The 20202-nt window shown below is 73.0% G+C and carries 16 protein-coding genes; 10 read left to right on the top strand and 6 right to left on the bottom strand.

Annotated features, from left to right (window positions below; translation table 11 throughout):
* Positions 1 to 69: 69 nt before the first annotated feature.
* Positions 70 to 627, bottom strand: coding sequence for a hypothetical protein (locus tag BSL84_RS36870; RefSeq protein WP_234308298.1), 558 nt, complete (start codon positions 625 to 627; stop codon positions 70 to 72).
* A gap of 178 nt (positions 628 to 805) precedes the next feature.
* Positions 806 to 1672 carry a CAP domain-containing protein gene (locus BSL84_RS04475; protein WP_075969858.1) on the bottom strand — a complete coding sequence of 289 codons (867 nt, stop codon included), beginning with the start codon at positions 1670 to 1672 and terminating at the stop codon, positions 806 to 808.
* Positions 1673 to 2149: 477 nt separating this feature from the next.
* On the opposite strand from BSL84_RS04475, the gene BSL84_RS04470 reads away from it, so the two are divergent.
* Positions 2150 to 3538, top strand: coding sequence for a S41 family peptidase (locus tag BSL84_RS04470; RefSeq protein WP_075969857.1), 1389 nt, complete (start codon positions 2150 to 2152; stop codon positions 3536 to 3538).
* A gap of 112 nt (positions 3539 to 3650) precedes the next feature.
* On the opposite strand, the gene BSL84_RS04465 is transcribed toward BSL84_RS04470, so the two are convergent.
* Both BSL84_RS04465 and BSL84_RS04460 read right to left on the bottom strand, forming a co-directional pair.
* Positions 3651 to 4022: a VOC family protein gene (locus tag BSL84_RS04465; RefSeq protein WP_075969856.1), complete on the bottom strand. Its 372-nt coding sequence runs from the start codon at positions 4020 to 4022 to the stop codon at positions 3651 to 3653.
* Between the two features lie 111 nt (positions 4023 to 4133).
* Complete coding sequence (locus BSL84_RS04460; RefSeq protein WP_030031003.1) at positions 4134 to 4577, bottom strand: VOC family protein; 444 nt, start codon at positions 4575 to 4577, stop codon at positions 4134 to 4136.
* A gap of 160 nt (positions 4578 to 4737) precedes the next feature.
* Between BSL84_RS04460 and BSL84_RS04455 the strand changes: the two genes are divergently transcribed.
* Positions 4738 to 5991: an MFS transporter gene (locus BSL84_RS04455; RefSeq protein WP_075969855.1), complete on the top strand. Its 1254-nt coding sequence runs from the start codon at positions 4738 to 4740 to the stop codon at positions 5989 to 5991.
* Here BSL84_RS04455 and BSL84_RS04450 read toward each other — a convergent pair.
* Complete coding sequence (locus tag BSL84_RS04450) at positions 5963 to 7006, bottom strand: FUSC family protein (protein ID WP_159393501.1); 1044 nt, start codon at positions 7004 to 7006, stop codon at positions 5963 to 5965. The two genes, BSL84_RS04455 and BSL84_RS04450, sit on opposite strands and share 29 nt — an antisense overlap.
* A 268-nt stretch (positions 7007 to 7274) precedes the next feature.
* On the opposite strand from BSL84_RS04450, the gene BSL84_RS04445 reads away from it, so the two are divergent.
* The 3 genes from BSL84_RS04445 (at position 7275) to BSL84_RS04435 (ending at position 11131) form a co-directional block, all read left to right on the top strand.
* The gene (locus tag BSL84_RS04445) at positions 7275 to 7919 is read left to right on the top strand and encodes a dihydrofolate reductase family protein (protein WP_030029585.1); all 645 of its coding nucleotides are present in this window, start codon (positions 7275 to 7277) and stop codon (positions 7917 to 7919) included.
* A gap of 186 nt (positions 7920 to 8105) precedes the next feature.
* Positions 8106 to 9461: an NADP-specific glutamate dehydrogenase gene (gdhA, locus tag BSL84_RS04440; RefSeq protein ID WP_030029584.1), complete on the top strand. Its 1356-nt coding sequence runs from the start codon at positions 8106 to 8108 to the stop codon at positions 9459 to 9461.
* Positions 9462 to 9931: 470 nt separating this feature from the next.
* A complete protein-coding gene (locus BSL84_RS04435; protein WP_030029583.1) occupies positions 9932 to 11131 on the top strand; it encodes a S8 family peptidase in 1200 nt (399 codons plus the stop codon).
* Between the two features lie 93 nt (positions 11132 to 11224).
* Here the strand turns inward: BSL84_RS04435 and BSL84_RS04430 are convergent, their stop codons facing one another.
* Complete coding sequence (locus BSL84_RS04430; protein ID WP_075969853.1) at positions 11225 to 12214, bottom strand: polyphosphate kinase 2 family protein; 990 nt, start codon at positions 12212 to 12214, stop codon at positions 11225 to 11227.
* 299 nt (positions 12215 to 12513) lie between these two features.
* Here BSL84_RS04430 and BSL84_RS04425 point away from each other — a divergent pair, with 299 nt between their 5' ends.
* From BSL84_RS04425 to BSL84_RS04405, 5 genes are all read left to right on the top strand, one after another.
* Positions 12514 to 14103, top strand: coding sequence for an alpha/beta fold hydrolase (locus BSL84_RS04425; protein WP_075969852.1), 1590 nt, complete (start codon positions 12514 to 12516; stop codon positions 14101 to 14103).
* Between the two features lie 12 nt (positions 14104 to 14115).
* Positions 14116 to 15777, top strand: coding sequence for an alpha/beta hydrolase (locus BSL84_RS04420; protein WP_075969851.1), 1662 nt, complete (start codon positions 14116 to 14118; stop codon positions 15775 to 15777).
* Between the two features lie 105 nt (positions 15778 to 15882).
* Positions 15883 to 17094 carry a 4-hydroxybenzoate 3-monooxygenase gene (locus BSL84_RS04415; RefSeq protein ID WP_234363409.1) on the top strand — a complete coding sequence of 404 codons (1212 nt, stop codon included), beginning with the start codon at positions 15883 to 15885 and terminating at the stop codon, positions 17092 to 17094.
* A 104-nt stretch (positions 17095 to 17198) separates the two neighbouring features.
* Positions 17199 to 18953, top strand: a complete 1755-nt coding sequence (locus tag BSL84_RS04410) for a methyltransferase (protein ID WP_234363408.1) — start codon at positions 17199 to 17201, stop codon at positions 18951 to 18953.
* An 88-nt stretch (positions 18954 to 19041) separates the two neighbouring features.
* Complete coding sequence (locus tag BSL84_RS04405; RefSeq protein WP_030028977.1) at positions 19042 to 20112, top strand: NAD-dependent epimerase/dehydratase family protein; 1071 nt, start codon at positions 19042 to 19044, stop codon at positions 20110 to 20112.
* The last annotated feature ends 90 nt before the right edge of the window (positions 20113 to 20202 follow it).

Here is a 20202-nt window from a genome sequence, read left to right as displayed (position 1 = left end):
CCGGGATGCGACAGAGCGCTCGTAACGGTCATAATGACCGGGGCGCGGGGAGGGGTTGGTGCGCGCTTGTCAGAAGGACGATTCGCGGACGCTGGCCTTCGCTCCAGGATCGATCGTCGCCGTGATGACGGATCGGTGGCCGGCGCTCGTGAAGGTGACCGTGAGGGTGCTGTCCGAGGTCTGCGAGGTGGAGGTCTTGAAGCCGCGGCTGGGGATCGCGGAGATCAGGCACACGCCCCGGCTCCCGTACCGAACCGTCACCTTGCCGCCCTGCGAGGGGACGGTGTACAAGCCCGCTCCGCCCTGCTCGCAGTCGACGGTCCGCGGCGCGGCGGTCCGCGGTGCGCCCGACGCGGCCTTGGCGGGGGTGGGGGCGGCCGACGTCGGGGACGGCCGCTGCGAGGCGGTCGGGGAGGGGCTGGCGGACGCGGTAGGAGACGGCGTCTGTGCGGGCGGGCTCCCCGCCTGCCAGGCGGGAGGCGTGTCGATGACCGTCGGGGCGGACCGTGCGACCGGGGGCGTATGCCGGGTCGAGCCGACGACGAACTGGACCGTGGCGAGCACGGCGGTCACGCTGGCGGCCGTGCACGACAGCCATATGAGCAGGTAGCGCGGAGTTCGGGGCACGGCCCCATAGTGACCGACGCTCCGGCCGGCCCGTCACCGGCTCCCCGGATCGGGCCGGGCCGACGGGCGAACGCCGACGTCCTCCCACCCGCGTACGGATGGGAGGACGTGGCTGTGGGGGGTGGTTCAGGGGAGGGCAGGGGCATTCGCCCCTTGGGCCCGTTGTGCGGGGGTTCGGTTACCTTGAGGCGCCGAAGTTCTGGGTCCACCACGGGCCGCCGTCGCCCTTGTGGACGCCTATGCCGATCTCCTTGAAGGCGCAGTTGAGGATGTTGGCCCGGTGGCCGGGGCTGTTCATCCACGCCTTCATGACGGCGTTCGCGTCGGCCTGCCCACGGGCTATGTTCTCGCCCAGGTTGGACCACTTGTAGCCGGCGGCCTCCACACGGCTGGTCATGGTGGACCCGTCCGGCCCGGTGTGCGACATGACGCCGGCGCGGGCCATGGTGTCGCTGTACCCGCGCGCGGCGGCGCTCAGCTTGGCGTTGGTGGTCAGCGCGCCGCACCCGGCGGCCGCCCGCTCCTTGTTGACCAGGGCGAGCACGGCGGACTCCTCGCCCTGGTCGACGGTGCCGCCGCCCCCGCCCCCGCCGGTGCTGCCGCCGCCTCCCGAGCCTCCCGGGCCTCCGGAGCCGCCCCCGGAGGTGGTGGCGGGCTTCTTCGTGGGCTTGGCGGCGGGAGAGGAGGCCGCCGCGGCCGGGCTGCTGCTCTGCTCCGTCGCGGGCTCCGTGGGCGTCGCCGACGCCGAGGCCCCGGCGTCGGGCGACGCGGCCGCGCTTGCGTTCGTCGAGACCGTGGCGTCGGTGGTGGGCGTGGCGGTGTCCGGGGCCGGGGTCGCGGTCCCCGCGCCCGTACCGGAGGACGCTCCGGCGGCGCCCTCGGCCCGCCGGTCGGTCCGCGCGTCATCGCCGGAGTCGGCCACCGCGACCCCCACCGCCACCACCGCGGCGGCCGCGGTGACAGACAGCACGATGCGCGTGCGCACCGCCTTCTTCCGCCGGGCCTCGACGCGGGTCTGCGGTTCGGGAGTTCGGCTGCGGCTCATGCCGGTAACACCTCGCAAGAGAAGGGGAGGAGGGGAGTCCGTCTGAGCCTAGGCCCGTGACCAGCCCGAATCGCCTTCTGGGAGGCTTCTTCAAGTTCCCTTAAGGAAGCCCGCAGGGTCAACACAGGGACGAGTCGGGCAATACCCCCAACTCCCCCTGGCGCGACGGCGGAAGAGTCGTCGGCGCGGACCGCACCCGTACCCGCCCGCCCCAAGAGGCAGCCCCGGAAAAGGCGTTGCCCGAAGTCCGCACGCGCGGACGCTTCCGCGGCGAACGGCGGGATGCTGTGCACAGCAGGACGGTTCGCCATGGGACCGGCCCCAGCGGCCACCCGCCCCCTCAATCGGCGCCGGTCTGGCCCGGCAGTGGGGGCCGGCCCCACCGTGGACCCACCGGGCAGCGGGATGGCCGGACGAACGCCCTGTCGGCAACGGTGGGACTGTCCCGAGCAAGACGCCTACAGAGAAGGCAGGATCGTGCGCATCGTCACCGCCACCGTCACCGCCACCGTCGCCGCCCTGGCCCTCGCCGGCCAGGCGGCGCCCGCCGCCACCGCCCACCCGCCGAGCGCCGACGGAATCTGGCGCATGGACGGCTACGGCACCGTCCTCTCCATCCGGAACGGAACCTTCCAGGAGTACCAGACCACCGCCGTCAGCTGCCTCAAGGGCGATTCCGCGCAGCGGACCGCCCCCGGCACCTACACCATGCCGAACGGCACCGTCCTCACCGTGCGCACCCAAGGAGGTCGCGACCGCGGCTCCCTGCGGACGGAGGGCTCCGTCGACGCCCGGAACCTGCGCCGCGTCCCGCAACTGCCCGACACCTGTACGAGTCCGGCCCCCGAGGGGCCGCTCGCCGCCTTCGACGTCTTCTGGCAGTCCTTCGAGGAGAACTACCCCTTCTTCGCCGCGAAGGGCATCGACTGGCACGCCGTACGCGACCAGTACCGCCCCCTGGTACACGCCGGGACCACGAGGGACGAGCTCTACGCCGTCCTCAGCGAGATGGTCAAGCCGCTCCATGACGCCCACGTCGCCGTCCGGGACGGCGATCGCGTCTTCGCGCAGGTTCGCCCCGGCACCGTAGTACCCAGCCTGGCGCTGGACACCAAGGCCAAGGCGTTCGTCGTGGCGCGCGACCTCAAGAACGCCCGGAACCTCCAGGACTTCGCCAACGGGCGGATCACGTACGCCGACCTCCCCGGCGGGCAGGGCTATCTGCGGATCTCCGGCTTCGGCGGCTACGCGGGCGACCGCGCACCCTACGCCGCCCAGGTGGCCGAACTCGACAGGGCGCTGGACACGGTCTTCGACCAGGAGCGCACCCAGCGCCTGAAGGGCCTGATCATCGACCTGCGGATCAACGGCGGCGGCTACGACGCCCTGGGCATCCGCATCGCCGAACGCCTCACCGACACCTCGTACCTCGCCTACGCCAAGCGGGCCCGCAACGACCCCGCCGACCCCACCCGGCACACCCGCCCCCAGCCCGTATACGCCACGCCCGCCCAGGGGCCCCGTTACACCGGCCCGGTGGCCGTGCTGACGGGCGGCTCGACCGTCAGCGCGGGGGAGACCTTCACCCAGGCCCTCATGGACCGGCCAGGCAGGACGGTCCGCATCGGGCAGCCCACACAGGGCGTCTTCTCGGACGTCATGTCACGCGAGCTCCCCAACGGCATGTCGGCCCGCCTTCCGAACGAGGAGTTCCTGACCCGGTCAGGCAGGACCTTCGACGGCACGGGCATTCCGCCGCACCTCGAAGAGCCGGTCTTCACGGACGAGGAGTTCGACAGGAAGAGGGACTCGGCCTTCGACACCGCGCTGAACGTCCTGCGCAACCACGGCGGTTCCCCGAGCTGACACCGGGGCCCGTGGCCCCGCCCGAAGGTCACCACACAGAGGGCAGGTCGCCTACCTCAACGACATCCGGCACGGCGACGACGACCAGAGCCGGCCAGGCCTCACGGCAGGGTCAGGGCCCCTCCGGGGTGATCAGGCAGAAGGGATGGCCGACAGGGTCCGCGTAGACGCGGTAGCCGATCGGCTTGTCGGAACCGTCCAGCAGCGTCGCCCCGAGAGCGAGCACCTGGGCCTCCGCTACGTCGAGGTCCGTGACCAGCACGTCGATGTGCATCTGCTGAGGACGAGCGGAATCCCTCCAACGCGGCGCCTGAAAACCGTCCACTCGTTGGAAGAGGACCACCGGGGTCCCTGCCGCGTCCTGGAGCACGACGAACTCGCCGGTGTCCTCCTGCCGTGACAGGGACGGCAACTTCTCGTAGAAGCCGACGAGTTCATCCGGGTCGGGGCAGTCGATGACGACGGTGTGCAGGCGTCCGATCATGCGGCTCACTCTGCCACCGACGCGCGAGCGGCCCCGGCAGGGGCCCGGCCGAAGGTCCGCCCCCGCCGGGGACGCGGCGGATCGCTCCGAGCGTCCACCGCGCACGGGCTGTCAGGACACGGCGCCGCCACCGAAGTCGGGCAGGATGAGGGAGCCGTCCTCGGTCAGGGTGAAACCGGGGTTGTTGGCGATCTCCCAGGCGTGGCCGTCGGGGTCGGTGAAGACGCCCGAGTAGAAGCCGATCGCGTTGACGGCTGCCGGGCGGGTGACGGTGCCGCCGGCCGCGGCGGCCGCGGCGAGGACGGCGTCGACCTCGGCGTCGGAGCGGACGTTGTGCGCCAGGGCGATCCCGCCGAAGCCGGCCGGCGGGGCGTCCTGGAGACCGCAGTCCGCGGCCAGTTTCCCGCGGTCCCAGAGCACCAGGGCCAGACCGCCCGCCTGGTGGAAGACCGTCTCCTCGACCTCGGTGCCCCGCCAGCCGAGCGCCGCGTAGAAGCGCTTCGCGCGGGCGAGGTCCACGACGCCCAGGGTCACCAGGCTGATCCGCTGTTCCATCCCGCCACCGTAGCGCGTGACGACACGGCCCGGCACGGACACCGCGTGTGCAGCACCCGTCGGTTTGACCCACCGAGGCGCCGCTCGGTTGTATCCCCCTGACGGTGCGACGGCCGTCGGTACGGATGTCCGTATATGGAACGGGGAGGGCGGGCGGGGCATGGGGGGAGGGCGGCGGCTGGGCCGGGGGTTCGGGTGGCTGTGGGCGTCCTACGCCGTCAGCACGCTCGGCACCTGGCTCGCCTTCGACGCGTTCCCGCTGATCGCCATCCTCGTCCTGCACGCCGGGACGACCCAGGTGTCGCTGCTGGCGGCCATGGGGCCGGCCGTCGGCGCGGTGCTGGCGCTGCCGCTCGGGCCCTGGGTGGAGAACCGCCCCAAACGGCGGGTGATGATCGCGATGGACCTGCTCCGGTTCGCGGCGCTGACGAGCGTGCCGGCCGCGTACCTGCTCGGTGCGCTCACCTTCGGCCAGCTCCTGCTCGTCTCGGTCGTGGCCGGCGCGGCCGGCATCGCCTTCACGGCGGCCGGCGGCGCCTGCCTGAAGGAACTCGTCCCGCCGCGGGACCTGCTCGTCGCGAACGGCCGCTTCGAATCCACCACATGGACCGCCACCATGCTCGGACCGCCCCTCGGCGGGGCCGCGATCGCCGCCTTCGGACCGGTGGTGACCGTCATGGCCAACGCGGTGAGCCACCTGCTCTCGGCGGCCGGCATCCGCGCGATCGGGGCACCGGAGCCGCCGCCCGCGCCCGGCGGCGGCGCCCGGCAGCGGCTGCGGGCCGGCGACCTCTTCGAAGGGTGGCGGCACATCCTGGCCGACTCCGTGCTGCGCCCCCTGTTCCTCAACTCGGTCCTCGTCGGCGGCCTGATCATGGCGACCTCGCCGCTGCTCGCCGTTCTCATGCTCGGCCCCCTCGGATTCGCGCCCTGGCAGTACGCACTCGCCTTCGCCGCGCCCTGCGTGGGCGGCCTGATCGGCTCGCGACTGGCGCCCGGGCTCGTCGACTGGTTCGGGCAGCGCCGGGTCATGCTCACCGCGGGGACGCTGCGGGCGTGCTGGCTGCCGTGGCTGGCCCTCGTCGGCCCCGGTACGAGCGGGATCGTCCTGGTCATGGCCGTCGAGCTGGGCCTCATCACCTGTATGGGCGTCTTCAACCCGGTGCTGGCCACCAGCCGGCTCGCCCGGACCCCCGCCGACCGGGCCGCCCGTACGCTGCTCGCCTGGTCGGTGTCCGGCAAGGCCGTCATCGCCACGCTGACCGCCCTGTGGGGGCTGCTCGCCGTCGCCACCGGACCTCGCGCCGCGATCGCCATCGCCGGCGTCCTCGGCATGGCCACCCCGCTCCTGCTGCCGCGGTCGGCCCCGGCGGACAGCACGGTCCTCAGCGGCGGGTCGCGAGATGAGCGCTGAGGGCCTCGTGCGTCAGGTGCAGGCCGGCCCGTAGGACCGCGTCGTGCCGGGTGGGGTGGGCCGCGCGGTGGGCGAGGTCGAGCCCGCGGGCCCGGTCGAGCTCGGCGGCGAACTCCTCCCCGCGCAAGGCCGCGTCCAAGGCCCGCGCGGTCGACCGGACCAGCGGGGCGACGGCGCGCAGTGCGGGATCGGGCGCGGCGCCAACGGCTGGCGCGGTGCCCTCGGCGAGGTCGGCGCTCAGGCCGCGGGCCCGTTCCTGTAGCTCCTGCGTGAAGTACTGGAGGGTCAGGGCGCTGCGGGTGGCCAGGCGCAGACGGCCGTCCAGCCCGTCGGGCGGCCTCCGGGGGCGCCGGCGCCGTGCCGCCCGGTCGAACGCGGCGCGGCAGGCCTGCGGCCGCAGCCACAACCGCGCCCCCTCGGGCAGCGGGTCCGGGGCCGCGAGCGGTCCGCCGCGGGCGAGCCGGCCGGCCACCCCGTCGAGGAGGCGCCCGACGTCCGCCCGGTACGCGTCAAGCCCCCGCGAGGCCGACCTGTACGGGTCAGGAGGCCACAGCAGCGGTCCGAGCAGGACCACCACGGCGATTCCGACCAGGGTTTCCGCAAGGCGCGCCAACGGATACCCGGGAAGAGCGGTGGCGTAGATCATCAGTGCGGTGACGAGGACCTGCGGGTTGGGGGAGCCGGGCCGGCTCAGCAGGTACGTGCCGACGCACCCGCAGACCAGCACGGCCAGGAAGGACAGCGACGAGGGCGGCAGCCGGTCCAGTACGAGGATGCTGAGCAGCACACCCGTGAGGACGCCCAGCAGGCGCTCCCACGCCAGGCGCGGCGCCGCGTACACGTCCTCGCGGAGGATCAGTACGGCCGGCAGGGCGGCGGGGACGGGCGCGGTGCTCGTGCCCCACCACAGGCAGAGGTACCAGGGCACGGCGGCGCAGATCACCAGGCGGGCGCCGGACCGCAGCCGCGCGCCGGCGGAGGGGAGGTGCGGATCGACGACTGCCGTACCGGACATGCCGGACATCGTAGGCTTCGCCGTCCTGCGGCCCGGTGAACCGCGCCCGCCGCGGATCCGGCAGGGCGGGGCCACGCCAGGACCAGGCCGCGTACGGGCCGGCCCGCGGCAGTGCCGGGCCGCCACCGGGCCGGTCCGCGTCAGGCCCGGGCCGCGTCACGGCGCCCCCCGACCCGTACGCCGGACTTCTGCCGCGCCGATGAGTCCGCGGGCTCCCGCCGGTCTATCCATTGACGGAGAAAGACGGACCACTCACCGGGAGCACGCCATGGGACTCATCCACATCGAGCTGTTCGCGACCCTCGACCTCGTCGGCCAGGCGCCCGGCGGCCCCGACGAGGACCCGGCCGGGTTCCCCTTCGGCGGCTGGCAGGCACCCCTCCTGGACGAGACCGCCGAGGCGCAGATCGGCGCCGCGTACGAGGGCACCGACGCCCTCCTGCTCGGCCGGCGCACCTACGACATCTTCGCCGCCTACTGGCCCCACCAGGAGGGCGGCCAGGACGACGACATCGCCACCCTCTTCAACCGCGTCCCGAAGTACGTGGCCTCGCGCGGCACGCCGGACCTCTCCTGGGCCGGATCCACCCAGCTCGGCCCGGACCTCGCCGGCGCGGTGCGCGAGATCCGCGACCGGCACGAGCACGTCAAGGTCGTCGGCAGCCTGGACCTCGTGCAGACGCTGCTGCGCGAGAAGCTCTTCGACCGGCTCGACCTCTGGGTGCACCCGATCGTGCTCGGCGTCGGGAAGAAGCTGTTCGACGGGGGCGCGGTACCCACGAACCTCACGCTCCTCGCACCCCCGGCCGCCGGCCCGAAGGGAGCCGTGTACCTGCGCTACGGACTCGCCGACGGCGTTCCCGCCACCGGGGACATGGGCGCACCCGACCGCGGGGCCGGAAGCGAGGGCTGAGGCGTTCGCGGCCCGTCGGCCGCCGGCTTGCCCTCCGCCGCGTTTTTGTCCGCAGGGCAAGACCCTTCCCCGGGCCGGCACGCCGCGCGGTAGCCTCCGCGAAAGGGCCGCCCTCTGGAAGAACTCTTCCGAAAGGCGCGTGCTCGTGGCGCGCCGCACGCGGAAAATCGACCTGGAAGGACACACGTGAAGGACTCGAAGGACAGGCTGGAAGCACTGCGGGCCGAGATCGAGCGCCGCAACCCCGCACAGCCCGAGTTCCACCAGGCGGTACGGGAGGTCCTCGAAACCCTGGCCCCCGTCTTCACCGCCCGGCCCGAGTACGCCGACCCGGCCCTGGCCCTGGTGGAGCGCCTCACCGAGCCCGAACGGCAGATCGTCTTCCGCGTCCCGTGGCAGGACGACCGCGGCCGGGTGCAGGTCAACCGCGGCTACCGGGTCGAGTTCAACAGCGCGCTCGGCCCCTACAAGGGCGGTCTGCGCTTCCACCCGTCCGTGGACATCGGCGTCGTGAAGTTCCTGGGCTTCGAGCAGGTCTTCAAGAACGCCCTGACCGGCCTGGGGATCGGCGGCGGCAAGGGCGGCAGCGACTTCGACCCGCGCGGCAGGTCGGACGCCGAGGTCATGCGCTTCTGCCAGTCCTTCATGACCGAGCTGCACCGCCACATCGGCGAGCACACCGACGTCCCCGCCGGGGACATCGGTGTCGGCGGCCGTGAGATCGGCTACCTCTTCGGCCAGTACCGGCGCATCACCAACCGCTGGGAGGCCGGCGTCCTGACCGGCAAGGGACAGGGCTGGGGCGGCTCCGCGATCAGGCCGCAGGCGACCGGCTACGGCAGCGTGCTCTTCGCCGCCGAGATGCTGAAGGTCCGCGGCGCGGCGCTGGACGGGCTGACCGCCGTGGTCTCCGGGTCCGGCAACGTGGCGCTGTACACCATCGAAAAGCTCCAGCAGCTCGGCGCGAACCCGCTGACCTGCTCGGACTCCCAGGGCTACGTCGTCGACGACAAGGGCATCGACCTCGCGCTGCTCCAGCAGGTCAAGGAGGTCGAGCGCGGACGCGTCAGCGAGTACGCGGAGCGCCGGGGATCCTCGGCGCGTTTCGTGCCCGGCGGCCGGGTCTGGGAGGTGCCGGCGGACATCGCCTTCCCCTCCGCCACGCAGAACGAACTGGAGGCGCAGGACGCCCGTACTCTCGTCGCCGGCGGGGTCAGGGCGGTCTGTGAGGGCGCCAACATGCCGACCACCCCCGAGGCCGTACGGATCCTGCGGGAGGCCGGGGTCGCGTTCGGACCCGGCAAGGCCGCCAACGCGGGCGGGGTCGCGGTCAGCGCCCTGGAGATGAGCCAGAACGCCGGGCGGGCGGCCTGGAGCGCGCGGCGGGTGGAGGACGAGCTCGCCGCCATCATGCGGTCGATCCACGCCGTGGCCCACGAGACCGCCGAGCGGTACGGCGCCCCGGGCGACTACGTCACCGGCGCCAACATCGCCGGCTTCGAGCGCGTCGCCGACGCGATGCTGGCGCAGGGCGTCATCTGAGCCGGTGACCACACCGCGCTCGTGACGTCGGTGGAGCGGCCCGGGAGTCATCTCCCGGGCCGCTCCACCGTTTCGGCCCGCCGCCACCCACCGGCTCGGCCTCGGCTACCGGGAGTCCGCCCTCTCGGTGGAGACCCGCCCGGCTGTTCGAGGAGTTCCGCGGGACCCACTGGACGGTGCTGACCGACGAGTCCTACGGGGACGGGGTGTTCCTGCTCCGCCCCGACGCGCCTCCTGCGCGGCGGCCGTCGTCGGCGGTTCGCCGCACACCTCTGCAAAGAACGTGCCTATTACAAGCGGAAGTTCGTGAGGACGCGTGTGCAAGGTGGAGGATGTGTGGAGGGGGTTTTGAGAAACCTTGTTGAACAAGTCCTTACCCCCGGTTCGCTCTTGATTTGCTCCTGTCAATCGGAACAGGGTTCTTCAGAACGTTTGACGCCCCACACGTCAACACGAGGAGAACCCTCTTCATGGCAACTCACAAGCGATCCAAAGCCCTTCGCAACACGGCCATAGCCGCGGGAGCCGCGACAGCGGTCGTGGCGGCCGTGTTCGCGAGCCCCCTCGCGGGGGCGGCCGAACCGGCCGAGGGGATTGTGCACGGCCTCGGCGTCCAAGGCGCCGTGGACGGCAGCTTCGTCGTCATCCTCGACGCATCGGCGAACAAGGAGGACCTGGCGAAGAAGTACGGAGGCAAGCTCGAACGCTCCTACGGCTCCCAGGTCAACGGCTTCTCCGCGTCCGGACTGACCGAGAAGGAGGCCAAGCGGCTCGCGGCCGACCCGGCCGTCGGCACGGTCGTGCAGAACAAGCGCTTCACCATCAACGAGACCCAGGAGAAGCCCCCGTCCTGGGGCCTGGACCGGATCGACCAGGCCGCCACGGCCGGCGACCAGAAGTACACCTACCCCGACGGCGGCGGCGAGGGGGTCACGGCCTACGTCATCGACACCGGGGTCCGCATCACGCACAAGGACTTCGGCGGCCGGGCCACCAGTGGTTTCGACGCGATCGACAACGACGAGACCGCCGACGACGGCAACGGCCACGGCACGCACGTGGCCGGCACCATCGCCGGCACCGCGCACGGCGTCGCCAAGAAGGCGAAGATCGTCGCGGTACGGGTGCTGGACGACAACGGGTCCGGCACCACCGAGCAGGTCGTCGCCGGCATCGACTGGGTGACGAAGAACCACTCCGGTCCGTCGGTCGCCAACATGAGCCTCGGCGGCGGCGTGGACGAGGCGCTGGACGCCGCGGTCAAGCGGGCCGTCGACGCCGGTGTGACCTTCGCGGTGGCGGCCGGCAACGAGTCCTCCGACGCCGGCCAGGGCTCCCCCTCCCGGGTGCCCGAAGCGCTCACGGTCGCGTCCAGCACCGAGGGCGACCAGCAGTCGGACTTCTCGAACTTCGGCTCCGTGGTGGACCTCTACGCGCCGGGTTCGGAGATCACGTCGGCCTGGAACGACAGCGACACCGGGGTCAAGACCATCTCGGGCACCTCGATGGCCGCCCCGCACGTGGCGGGGGCCGCCGCCCTGTACCTGGCGGCCAACCCCTCCGCGACGCCGGCCGCCACGGCCGCCGCGCTGACCGGCGCCGCGACGGAGGGAGCCATCAAGAACCCCTCCTCCGGCACCGCGAACAAGTTGCTGAAGATCGCGCCGTAACGTTTCGGCAGACCGGTCGGGAGCGGCCCTCCGCACACGGGGGGCCGCTCTTCCGCAAGCTCCGCCCGCAGCGTCATCACCGTGGCGCCGGCCTCAGTCGCGCTTGGCCTTACGGCGCTTCTTCTTCCTCCCGCGCCGCCGCGAGGCGGAGGCGGGGGCGGAGGGCGGATCGGCCGGGGCTCCGGCGGGGGCTTCCCGCTGCAGCTCGCGCCGGGTGACGAGGAGGTCCCTGCGCGCTTCCTCCCCCACGTCGGGGTACTGGGGATCGATGTCCATCAGCGTGTGCGCGAGGACCGACGCCGCACAGATCCGCGCGACCCACTTCCGGTCCGCCGGTACGACGTACCACGGCGCCCACTCCGTGCTGGTGGCCGACAGCATCGCGGAGAACGCGTCCTGGTAGTCGTCCCACCGGCGCCGCTCCCGGACGTCCGCCGCGGAGAACTTCCAGTTCTTGTCCGGCTCGTCGATCCGCTTGAGGAAGCGGGCGCGCTGTTCCTCCTTGGACAGGTTGAGGAAGACCTTCACCACCTTGAACCCGTTGTCCGTGAGGTAGCGCTCCCAGCGGTTGATCTCCCGGTAGCGGCGGTCCCACACGTCCGGCCCGCAGGCTTCCTCCGGCAGTTTCTGCCGTACGAGGTTCTCGGGGTGCACCCGTACGACGAGAACCTCCTCGTAGTGCGAGCGGTTGAAGATGGCGATCTCGCCGCGCGCCGGCAGCCGGCGGGCGTACCGCCACAGGTAGTCGTGGTCCAGCTCCTCGGCGGAGGGCACCTTGAAGCTGCTGACCCGCACGCCCTGGGGATTGACGCCGCTCATCACATGGCGGATCGTCCCGTCCTTGCCCCCGGCGTCGATGGCCTGGAGGCACAGCAGCACGCCGTAGGCGTCCTGGGCGGCCAGCCGGTCCTGGTACTCGGCAAGCAACGACACCCCGGTACGCAGCAGCTCGGCGCCGTCCTGCTTCTTCAGGCCGGCTTTGAAGCGGGGATCGAAGTCCCGGTCGAGGCGTACCCGCGACCCGGGCCGCACCCGCAGCGGCTCGATGAAATCCGCGATGCGTTCGGCTCTCTCGTCCGACATCACCCATCAGTCCTTCGCTGGACCCGCGGCACTGCGGCGGGCGGCGGCGAGCGCCCGCCCGGTACCCTCACCGCGCCGGGCGCCTCGCCACCCATTGTCTGCTCGCAGCGCCAAGATCGCCCGCCCCGCCGCCCCGCCGCCCCGCCGTCCCGCCGTCCCGCCGCCCCGCCGCACCCGGGGCGCGGGCTCCGCGTGCGGGTACGGGGGGCAGCCGGTAGCGTCGACAGCGAGCGTTCCGCACGAACCGCCGCGGCCTGACCGGCAGGTCCGCCGCCGTCGCCGGCAGAGGAACGAAGTCCATGCCCAATCACCCACTCCACGTGGTGACCGCCGCGGCCGCACTGGTGTGCCTGACCGCCCTCGGCCCCGTGCCCGCAGGCGCCGCGGCCGGCCCGGCGGCGCCCGGCGCTGCCGCGTCCCCGGACTCCCGCTCCGACGGCCCCGGCCCCGGCTCCGCCGCCCCGTCCCGGTTCGTACCCGGCCCCTGCCCCGAGCCGCCCGAGCCGATCGAGGCGCTGGCCGACGCCCGCTGCGGCCACCTGGAGGTACCGGAGAACCGCTCCCGCCCGGGCGGCCGGACCATCGACCTGTCCGTCGCCGTCATTCCGGCCGTGAGCCCGGCGAAGCCCGCGCAGGACCCCGTGGTGTTCATGGCGGGCGGCCCCGGGGCCGACACGTTCGACGACATCCCCTTCCTCGTCGACTCCGGCCTGAACAAGGGCCGCGACCTGATCGTCATGGCTCAGCGCGGCAACCTCTACGACCAGCCGAACCTCGCCTGCCCGGAGATCGACCGGTTCAACGAGCAGGCTGTCGGCCTCGGATACGACTCGGACCAGGCCAAGCAGCTCATGCTCAAGGCCGTCAAGGACTGCCGCGACCGCCTCACCGCCCAGGGCGTCGACCTGAGCGCCTACAACACCACCGAGAACGCGGCCGACTTCGCCGACCTGCGCGAGGCTCTGAAGCTGCGCCAGTGGAACGTCTACGGATACTCCTACGGCAGCAACCTGGCCCTCACCTACCTGCGCCTGCACCCCGAGGGCATCCGCGCGTTCGCGATCGACTCCGTCACGCCGCCCCGGCACGTGACCCTGCCGTGGGCCTGGGGCAGCACCGCCGAGGGGATCGACAACATCATCGAGGCGTGCGCGGCGCAGCCCGCCTGCAAGAACCGCTACCCCGACTTCCGCCGGACGCTGACCGAGCAGGTGCGCAGGCTGGAAGCCCGCCCCCTCACGCTGAACGTCGAGCCGCCCGGCGGAGGGGAGCCCGTCACGGTCGTCCTCGACGGAGGCGCGCTCCTGAACCTGATCGTCGCCTTCTCCCCCCGGCCAGAGGACCTGCCGGCGGCACTCGACGAACTCGCCGACGGCAACCCGGAGCGCTTCGCGAAGGCCCGCGCGGCCGGATCGGTCCAGAAGACCGGCGCGTTCGCCCACGGCCTGACGCAGTCCGTCGTGTGCGGCGAATGGGCCCCGGGCTACTCGGAGGCCGACGTGCTGGCCGCCGGGCGCAAGGTCTACCCCGACTGGCCGGACACGGTCCTGGCCGAGGTGCCGCAACTTCCCTTCCAGTACCCGGCGTGCGCGGTCTGGGACGTCGCGGACCGCGCGGCCGCCCAGCGGCAGCCCACGGACAGTGCGGTGCCCGCGCTCGTCATCTCCGGCACGTTCGACGTGAAGACGGGGGCGAGTTGGGCGAAGGACGTGGCCCGCGACCTGTCCCGTTCGACCTCCGTGGTGTTCCCCGGGATCGGGCACTGGGTGGTCCCGCAGTCGCCCTGCGCGCAGAGCGTCCTGGCCTCGTTCTTCGCCCGCCCGACCACGCCCGACACCAGCTGCGTGGAAGACGTGGAGCCCAAACCGTTCACGATCGTCCCCGAATGACCGGGAGGGCAGATGACCCACGCCCGTGCGCTCCGCAGCCGCCGCTCCGCCGGAAGGCTCCTGGCCCCCTCGTCGGCCGGACTGGCGGCCGCCCTCCTCGTCGCCGGCCTGCTCGCGGCACCCGCCGGGGCGCGGACCACCGCCGGCGCCGCCGGTACGGCTGCCGCCGGTACCGCCACCGACCCCACCCCGGGGGCGCCCACCGGTACCGTCGCCCGGACCGTGGGTGACGCCACCTTCGAACCGGGCCCCTGCCCGAAGACTCCGGAGCCCATCGCAGCCCTCGACGACGCCCGCTGCGGAACGCTCACCGTGCCCGAGAACCGCGGGAAGCCCGACAGCCGCTCGATCCGGCTCGGCGTGGCGATCGTGCCGGCGGCGACCGACGAGCCGAAGGCCGACCCGATCGTCTGGCTCGCGGGCGGTCCGGGGGACGACGCGGTGGGGGAGGCCAAGCTGGCGATCGACGGCGGCCTGAACCGCGACCGCGACGTGATCTTCATGTCCCAGCGCGGAACGTACTCGGCCGACCCGAACCTGCTGTGTCCCGACATCGACGAGTTCAACGCACGCTCGGTCGGCCTCGTCTACGACGCACCGGCCACCGAGCGCCTGCACGTCGAGGCCACGAAGGCCTGCCGCGACGAACTCACGGCCCGCGGGATCGATCTCAGCGCCTACAACGACACCGAGAGCGCCGCCGACTACGAGGACCTGCGCAAGACGCTGGGAATCGACAAGTGGAACCTCTACGGCATCTCCTACGGCACCCACCTGGCCCTGGTCTACATGCGCCTGCACCCCGAAGGGCTGCGGTCGGTGGGCATCGACGGCATCCTCCCGCCGTCCAGGGCCGGCTCGGCGGCGACCTGGAGCAGCGCCCGGCAGGGATTCGACGGCCTGTTCAAGGCCTGCGCGCAGCAGCCCGCCTGCAACGAGCGCTATCCGAACCTGTCGGCCACCTTCGAAAATCTCGTACGCCGACTCGAAGCCGAGCCCGTCACCACCACCGTCACCGTCCCCGGCAGCGACAAGCCCGTGAAGGTCGTGCTCGACGGCGGAGCACTGGTGAACTGGATGACCTCGGCCACCCACGTGGCGCCCCAGGTGCCCGCCGCCCTCGACGAACTGGCCAACGGCAAGCCGGAGCGGATCGCCCGGCAGTGGGCGGGCGGCAAGCTCAGCCCCGAGGCCAAGGGCAGGATCGCGCACGGTCTCGCCTATGGCGTGTTCTGCAGCGCGTGGACACCGTACGAGACCCAGGAGCAGGCGGTCCGGGGCGGCCAGGCGGCCTTCCCGTCCTTCCCGCCGTCCGTGCAGGCACAGGCGCCGCAGCTCCCCTCCCTCCGCCCGGACTGCGACGTCTGGAACGTCCCCGCGGCGCCGCGCTCCATCCGTGACGCCACGCGCGGCGACATTCCGACGCTCGCCCTGTCGGGCGGCTTCGACTCCCAGACCGGCGCGGACAACGGCGCGTACGTCGCCGGTACGCTGGACAACGCCACGGCCGTCACGATCCCCTACGAGCCGCACGTGGTGTTCGCGACGTCGAAGTGCGCGCAGGAGATCACCGCTTCGTTCTTCGACGACCCGCAGGCGCCCGACACGTCCTGCCTCAAGAGCCTGAAGGCACCCGAGTTCGAGATCACCCCCCGGTCCACCGGATCTCCCTGATCCCGCCGGGTGCGGCCGTGGCGGCAGAATCCTTTTCTCGTCATGCGGACCATACGGGTGATTCTGGGCGATCATTGAACTTTTCAGTGCCTAAGATCCACCGTTGTGACAGAGAGTCAATATGCCGCAGTCGCCCAGGACTCGGCCGATGTGGTCGTCATCGGAGCCGGCCCCGCCGGCCTGGTGCTGGGAAACCTCTTACTCCGCCGCGGTGTCGACTGCGTCGTCCTGGAACGCGCAGGCCGCGAAGACGTGTCGAAACGCGCACGGGCCGGCTTCCTCGCCGCGAACACCGTGCGGATCCTGGCCCGCAACGGTCTGGACGACGGGCTGCGCCGCCGCGGACGGGAACACAGCGTGTGCGAGTTCCGCACCGAGGACGGCCGCTTCCGGCTCGACTACCGCCACCTCGGCCGGGGCGAGCCCCACACCGTTTACCCCCAGCACGAACTCGTCGCCGACCTGCAGGACCGGTTCATCGACGCCGGGGGCACCGTCCTCTTCGACACCGAGGCCGTCGCCGTGGCCGACGCCGACGGCCCGACCCCGTCGGTGACCGTACGGGACGGCGACGGACGCCCCGTACGGTGGCGGGCCCGGTTCGTCGCCGCCTGCGACGGCCGCCACGGGGCCGGGCGGCGCTCGATCCCGCCCGGCACGGTCCACCGGCACCACCGCGACCACGGCGTGACCTGGCTGGGCCTGCTCGCCGAGGCCCCGCCGAGCCTGGACGCCGTGGGCTACGCGCTCCACCCCGGCGGATTCGCCGGACACATGGCCCGGTCCGCCGAGATCACCCGCTACTACCTCCAGTGCGAACGCGGGACCCGCGCCGACGCCTGGCCCGAGGAGCGGATCTGGGACGAACTCGCCCTGCGCCTGCGCGCGGCGGAGTACGGACCCCTGCGGCGCGGCCCCTTCCTCCAGCGGACCGTCCTCGACCTCGAATCCGACGTCCTCGAACCCCTGCGCCACGGTTCGCTGTTCCTGGTGGGTGACGCCGCCGCACTCATCAGCCCGTCCGCCGCCAAGGGCGCCAACCTCGCGGTGCTGGAGGCGGAGATCCTGGCCCACGCCCTGACCGACGCGCTCGTCCACGGCGACCCCGGACCGATCGACCGCTACTCGGAGCGGTGCCTGGTCCACATCTGGCGCGCCCAGGAGTTCTCGCACTGGATGGTGCGCCTCCTCCACGACGCCTCGGACGCCGAAGGGGCCTCGCTCTTCCAGGAGCGCCTGCGCCGGTCCCGGATCACCTCGCTGCGCACCTCGCCCACCCAGCAGGACTGGTTCGCCGACAACTACGTCGGCATCTGACGGGCCTCCTCCGCGCTCCCTTCCCTCTCGCCCCGCCCCCGGGGCCCGGGCGGCGGCCGCCCGCGCCCTCGTACGGGCCTCCTCCCTCACACACGGACACGGAAATGCACTCCGAACCTCACTTCACCCTGCCCACCGCCACGATGACGGAGCCCGCCGTCGACGACGCGGGGCGGCTGCGCGCGACGGCCGCGTTCGTGCGCGAACAGGAAACCTCCGAGCTGCTCTCCCGGGTACTGCCCGGACTCGGCGGTCCCGAACTGCGGGCCCTGACGGACCGGTGCCGCTTCGCGCACGCCGCCGTGCTCGTGTTCCCGCCCGACGAGGACACGCTGCGCGGCGAACTCGCGGCGTGCGGGCTGCCCGCCGACGCTCCGGCCCAGCCCAGCGTCGTCGTCCGCGAACGCCTCGCCGCACGCCACCGCCGCGACCTCGCCGATCTTGACGTAAGGATTCTCCGCCCCGAGGTCCGCGGCCCCGCCGGAGAGCACCGGGCGGTCGAGGTGTTCGCGCTGACCGTCCCGCCCGCATCCGGGCTGTCCCCGATCGCCGCCGACGAACGCCGCCGGGAACACGAGGCGCACCTCGCCTTCGACGTCGTACACCCCGACCCGCTGGTGCTGCGGGGACTCCTGGCGAGCCTGGCGCGGCAGGGTGCGACCGCCGACGGCGGCGGCTACAACCTGCACGAGGACGGCACCGTCTTCTACTTCACCGCCCCCGCCGAGACGAAGACGGCGTACCGGCGCATGGAGCTGTACGCGAGCGGCGACCACCGCGACGTACTGGCCGAGCACCTCGGCCGGCCCGGCGCCGCGACCGACCCCGCACCACAGCAGGGCGAGCAGCAGCCGGCGGAAACGCTCCTGCGGCTGCTGACCGGCGCCTGGACCACCCAGGCCCTGGCCGCGTGCGCACAGCTGCGGCTCCCCGAGGCCATGGACCGCCACACCGGCACCCGCACCGCGGACCTCGCGCGGACCGTCGGCGCCCACCCGGAGAGCCTGGCCACCCTGCTGCGCTACCTGGCCATGCTGGGCGTGGTCCGCGACGGCCCCGACGGTTTCCGCCTCACCGGCGTCGGCGCGCTCCTGGACGCGCGGGCAGCCGGCTCGATGCGGCCCCTGGCGCTGATGTACGGCGGCCCCTTCTACCAGTCCTTCGCGCACCTCGCGCACACCGTCCGCAGCGGACAGCCCGGCTTCGACCACCTCTACGGCGAGAACCACTTCGACCACTTCGCCCGCGACAGCGAACTCGCCGCCCTCTTCGACCAGTCGATGGTGTCCAGCGCCCCCATCTTCGACCCCCTCCCCGAACACCCGGTCCTCACCGCCGCCGCCACCGCCCCCGGCCGCCCCCGTACCGTCGTCGACATCGCCGGCGGCACCGGAGAACTCCTCGCCCGCATCCTGACCGCCCACCCCACCCTGCGCGGCATCCTCCTCGAACGCCCCCAGGTGGTCGCGGCCGCCCGCACACGGCTGGCCGCCACCCCCGCCGGCGGACGCTGCGCCTTCCGTGCGGGCGACTTCGCGGACGTCCCCGCCGGCGGCGACGTCTACGTCCTGTCCCGCGTCCTGCACGACTGGGACGACGACCGCTGCCGGGGCATCCTGCGCCACTGCGCCGACGCCATGCCCGCACACGCCGACCTCCTCATCGTCGAACGCCTCCTGCCGGCCGACTCCCGCCCCTCCCTCGCCACCGCGTGGGACCTCCACATGATGTGCAACACCGGCGGCCGCGAACGCACCGCCGGCCACTACGCCCGGCTGCTCGAAGACTGCGGCCTGACCCTCGTCGGCCACACCCCGCTCGCCCTCGGCGCCCACACCCTCCACGCCCGCAGGACGTGACGCCGAAGGACACACCAGGCCGTGACGGAAGTCTTACGGGACGGTGCGGGATCCCCCGGCGGTCCGGCCGGGTGCGTAGCGTGCGGGCATGCGTGTACTGGTGACAGGAGGCGCCGGGTTCATCGGCGCCCAGGTGGTGGAAGTCCTGCGGGACCTGGGGCATGAGCCGGTGGTGTTCGACGCGTTGCTGCCGGCCGCCCATCCGGCGGAGCCCGCGCTCCCGGACGCGGAGTTCCTGCGCGGGGACGTCCGGGACGCCGACGCCGTGCGGAGCGCCCTGCGGAGGGTGGACGCCGTGTGCCACCAGGCCGCCATGGTGGGCCTCGGGAAGGACTTCGCGGACGCCCCGGCCTACGTGTCGTGCAACGACCTGGGCACAGCCGTGCTGCTGGCGGGCATGGCCGAGGCCGGTGTGCGCAGGTTCGTCCAGGCCGGGTCGATGGTGGTGTACGGCGAGGGCCGGTACGACTGCCCCGCACACGGTGTGGTCCGGCCCGGCCCGCGTGCGGCCCGGGACCTGCGCGAGGGCCGGTTCGAGCCGCGCTGCCCGAGCTGCGGCGCCGCACTGGCACCGGGGCTGACGGCGGAGGACGCCCCGCCGGATCCGCGCAACGTCTACGCGACGACGAAGCTGGCGCAGGAGCACCTGGCCGCCTCCTGGGCGCGGGCCACGGGCGGCGCGGCGGTCTCCCTGCGCTACCACAACGTCTACGGTCCCGGGATGCCCCGGGACACCCCGTACGCGGGCGTGGCCTCCTTCTTCCGCTCGGCCCTCGCCCGGGGCGAGGCGCCCCGGGTCTACGAGGACGGGGGCCAGCGCAGGGACTTCATCCACGTACGGGACGTGGCGCGGGCCAACGCGGCGGCGCTGGCCGCCCTGGCGGCGCCGTCGCCCGCACACGGCGGCCGGCACACCGCCTACAACACGGGCAGCGGAGAACCGCACACCGTCGGGGAGACGGCGGCGGAGCTGGCGCGCGCCCACGGCGGGCCGGAGCCGGTGGTGACGGGGGAGTTCCGGCTGGGGGACGTCCGGCACATCACGGCCGATTCCGCCCGTCTGCGCAGGGAGCTGGGCTGGCGGCCGGAGGTCGGTTTCGCCGAGGGGATGGCGGAGTTCGCCGCGTCGCGGCAGCGGGCGGCGTCCACAGGCCGGTGAGGCGCGGGCGCCGTCCCCGGCCCGGTCCAGCCGCCCCGGACGGCGTCGGCTGCACGGACCGGCGCCGCCCTGCGCCCGATGGCGCGGGCC

Origin of the sequence: Streptomyces sp. TN58, assembly GCF_001941845.1 — a bacterium.
In the GTDB taxonomy this organism is placed as follows: domain Bacteria; phylum Actinomycetota; class Actinomycetes; order Streptomycetales; family Streptomycetaceae; genus Streptomyces.
This window is presented reverse-complemented; position numbering and strand designations above follow the sequence as displayed.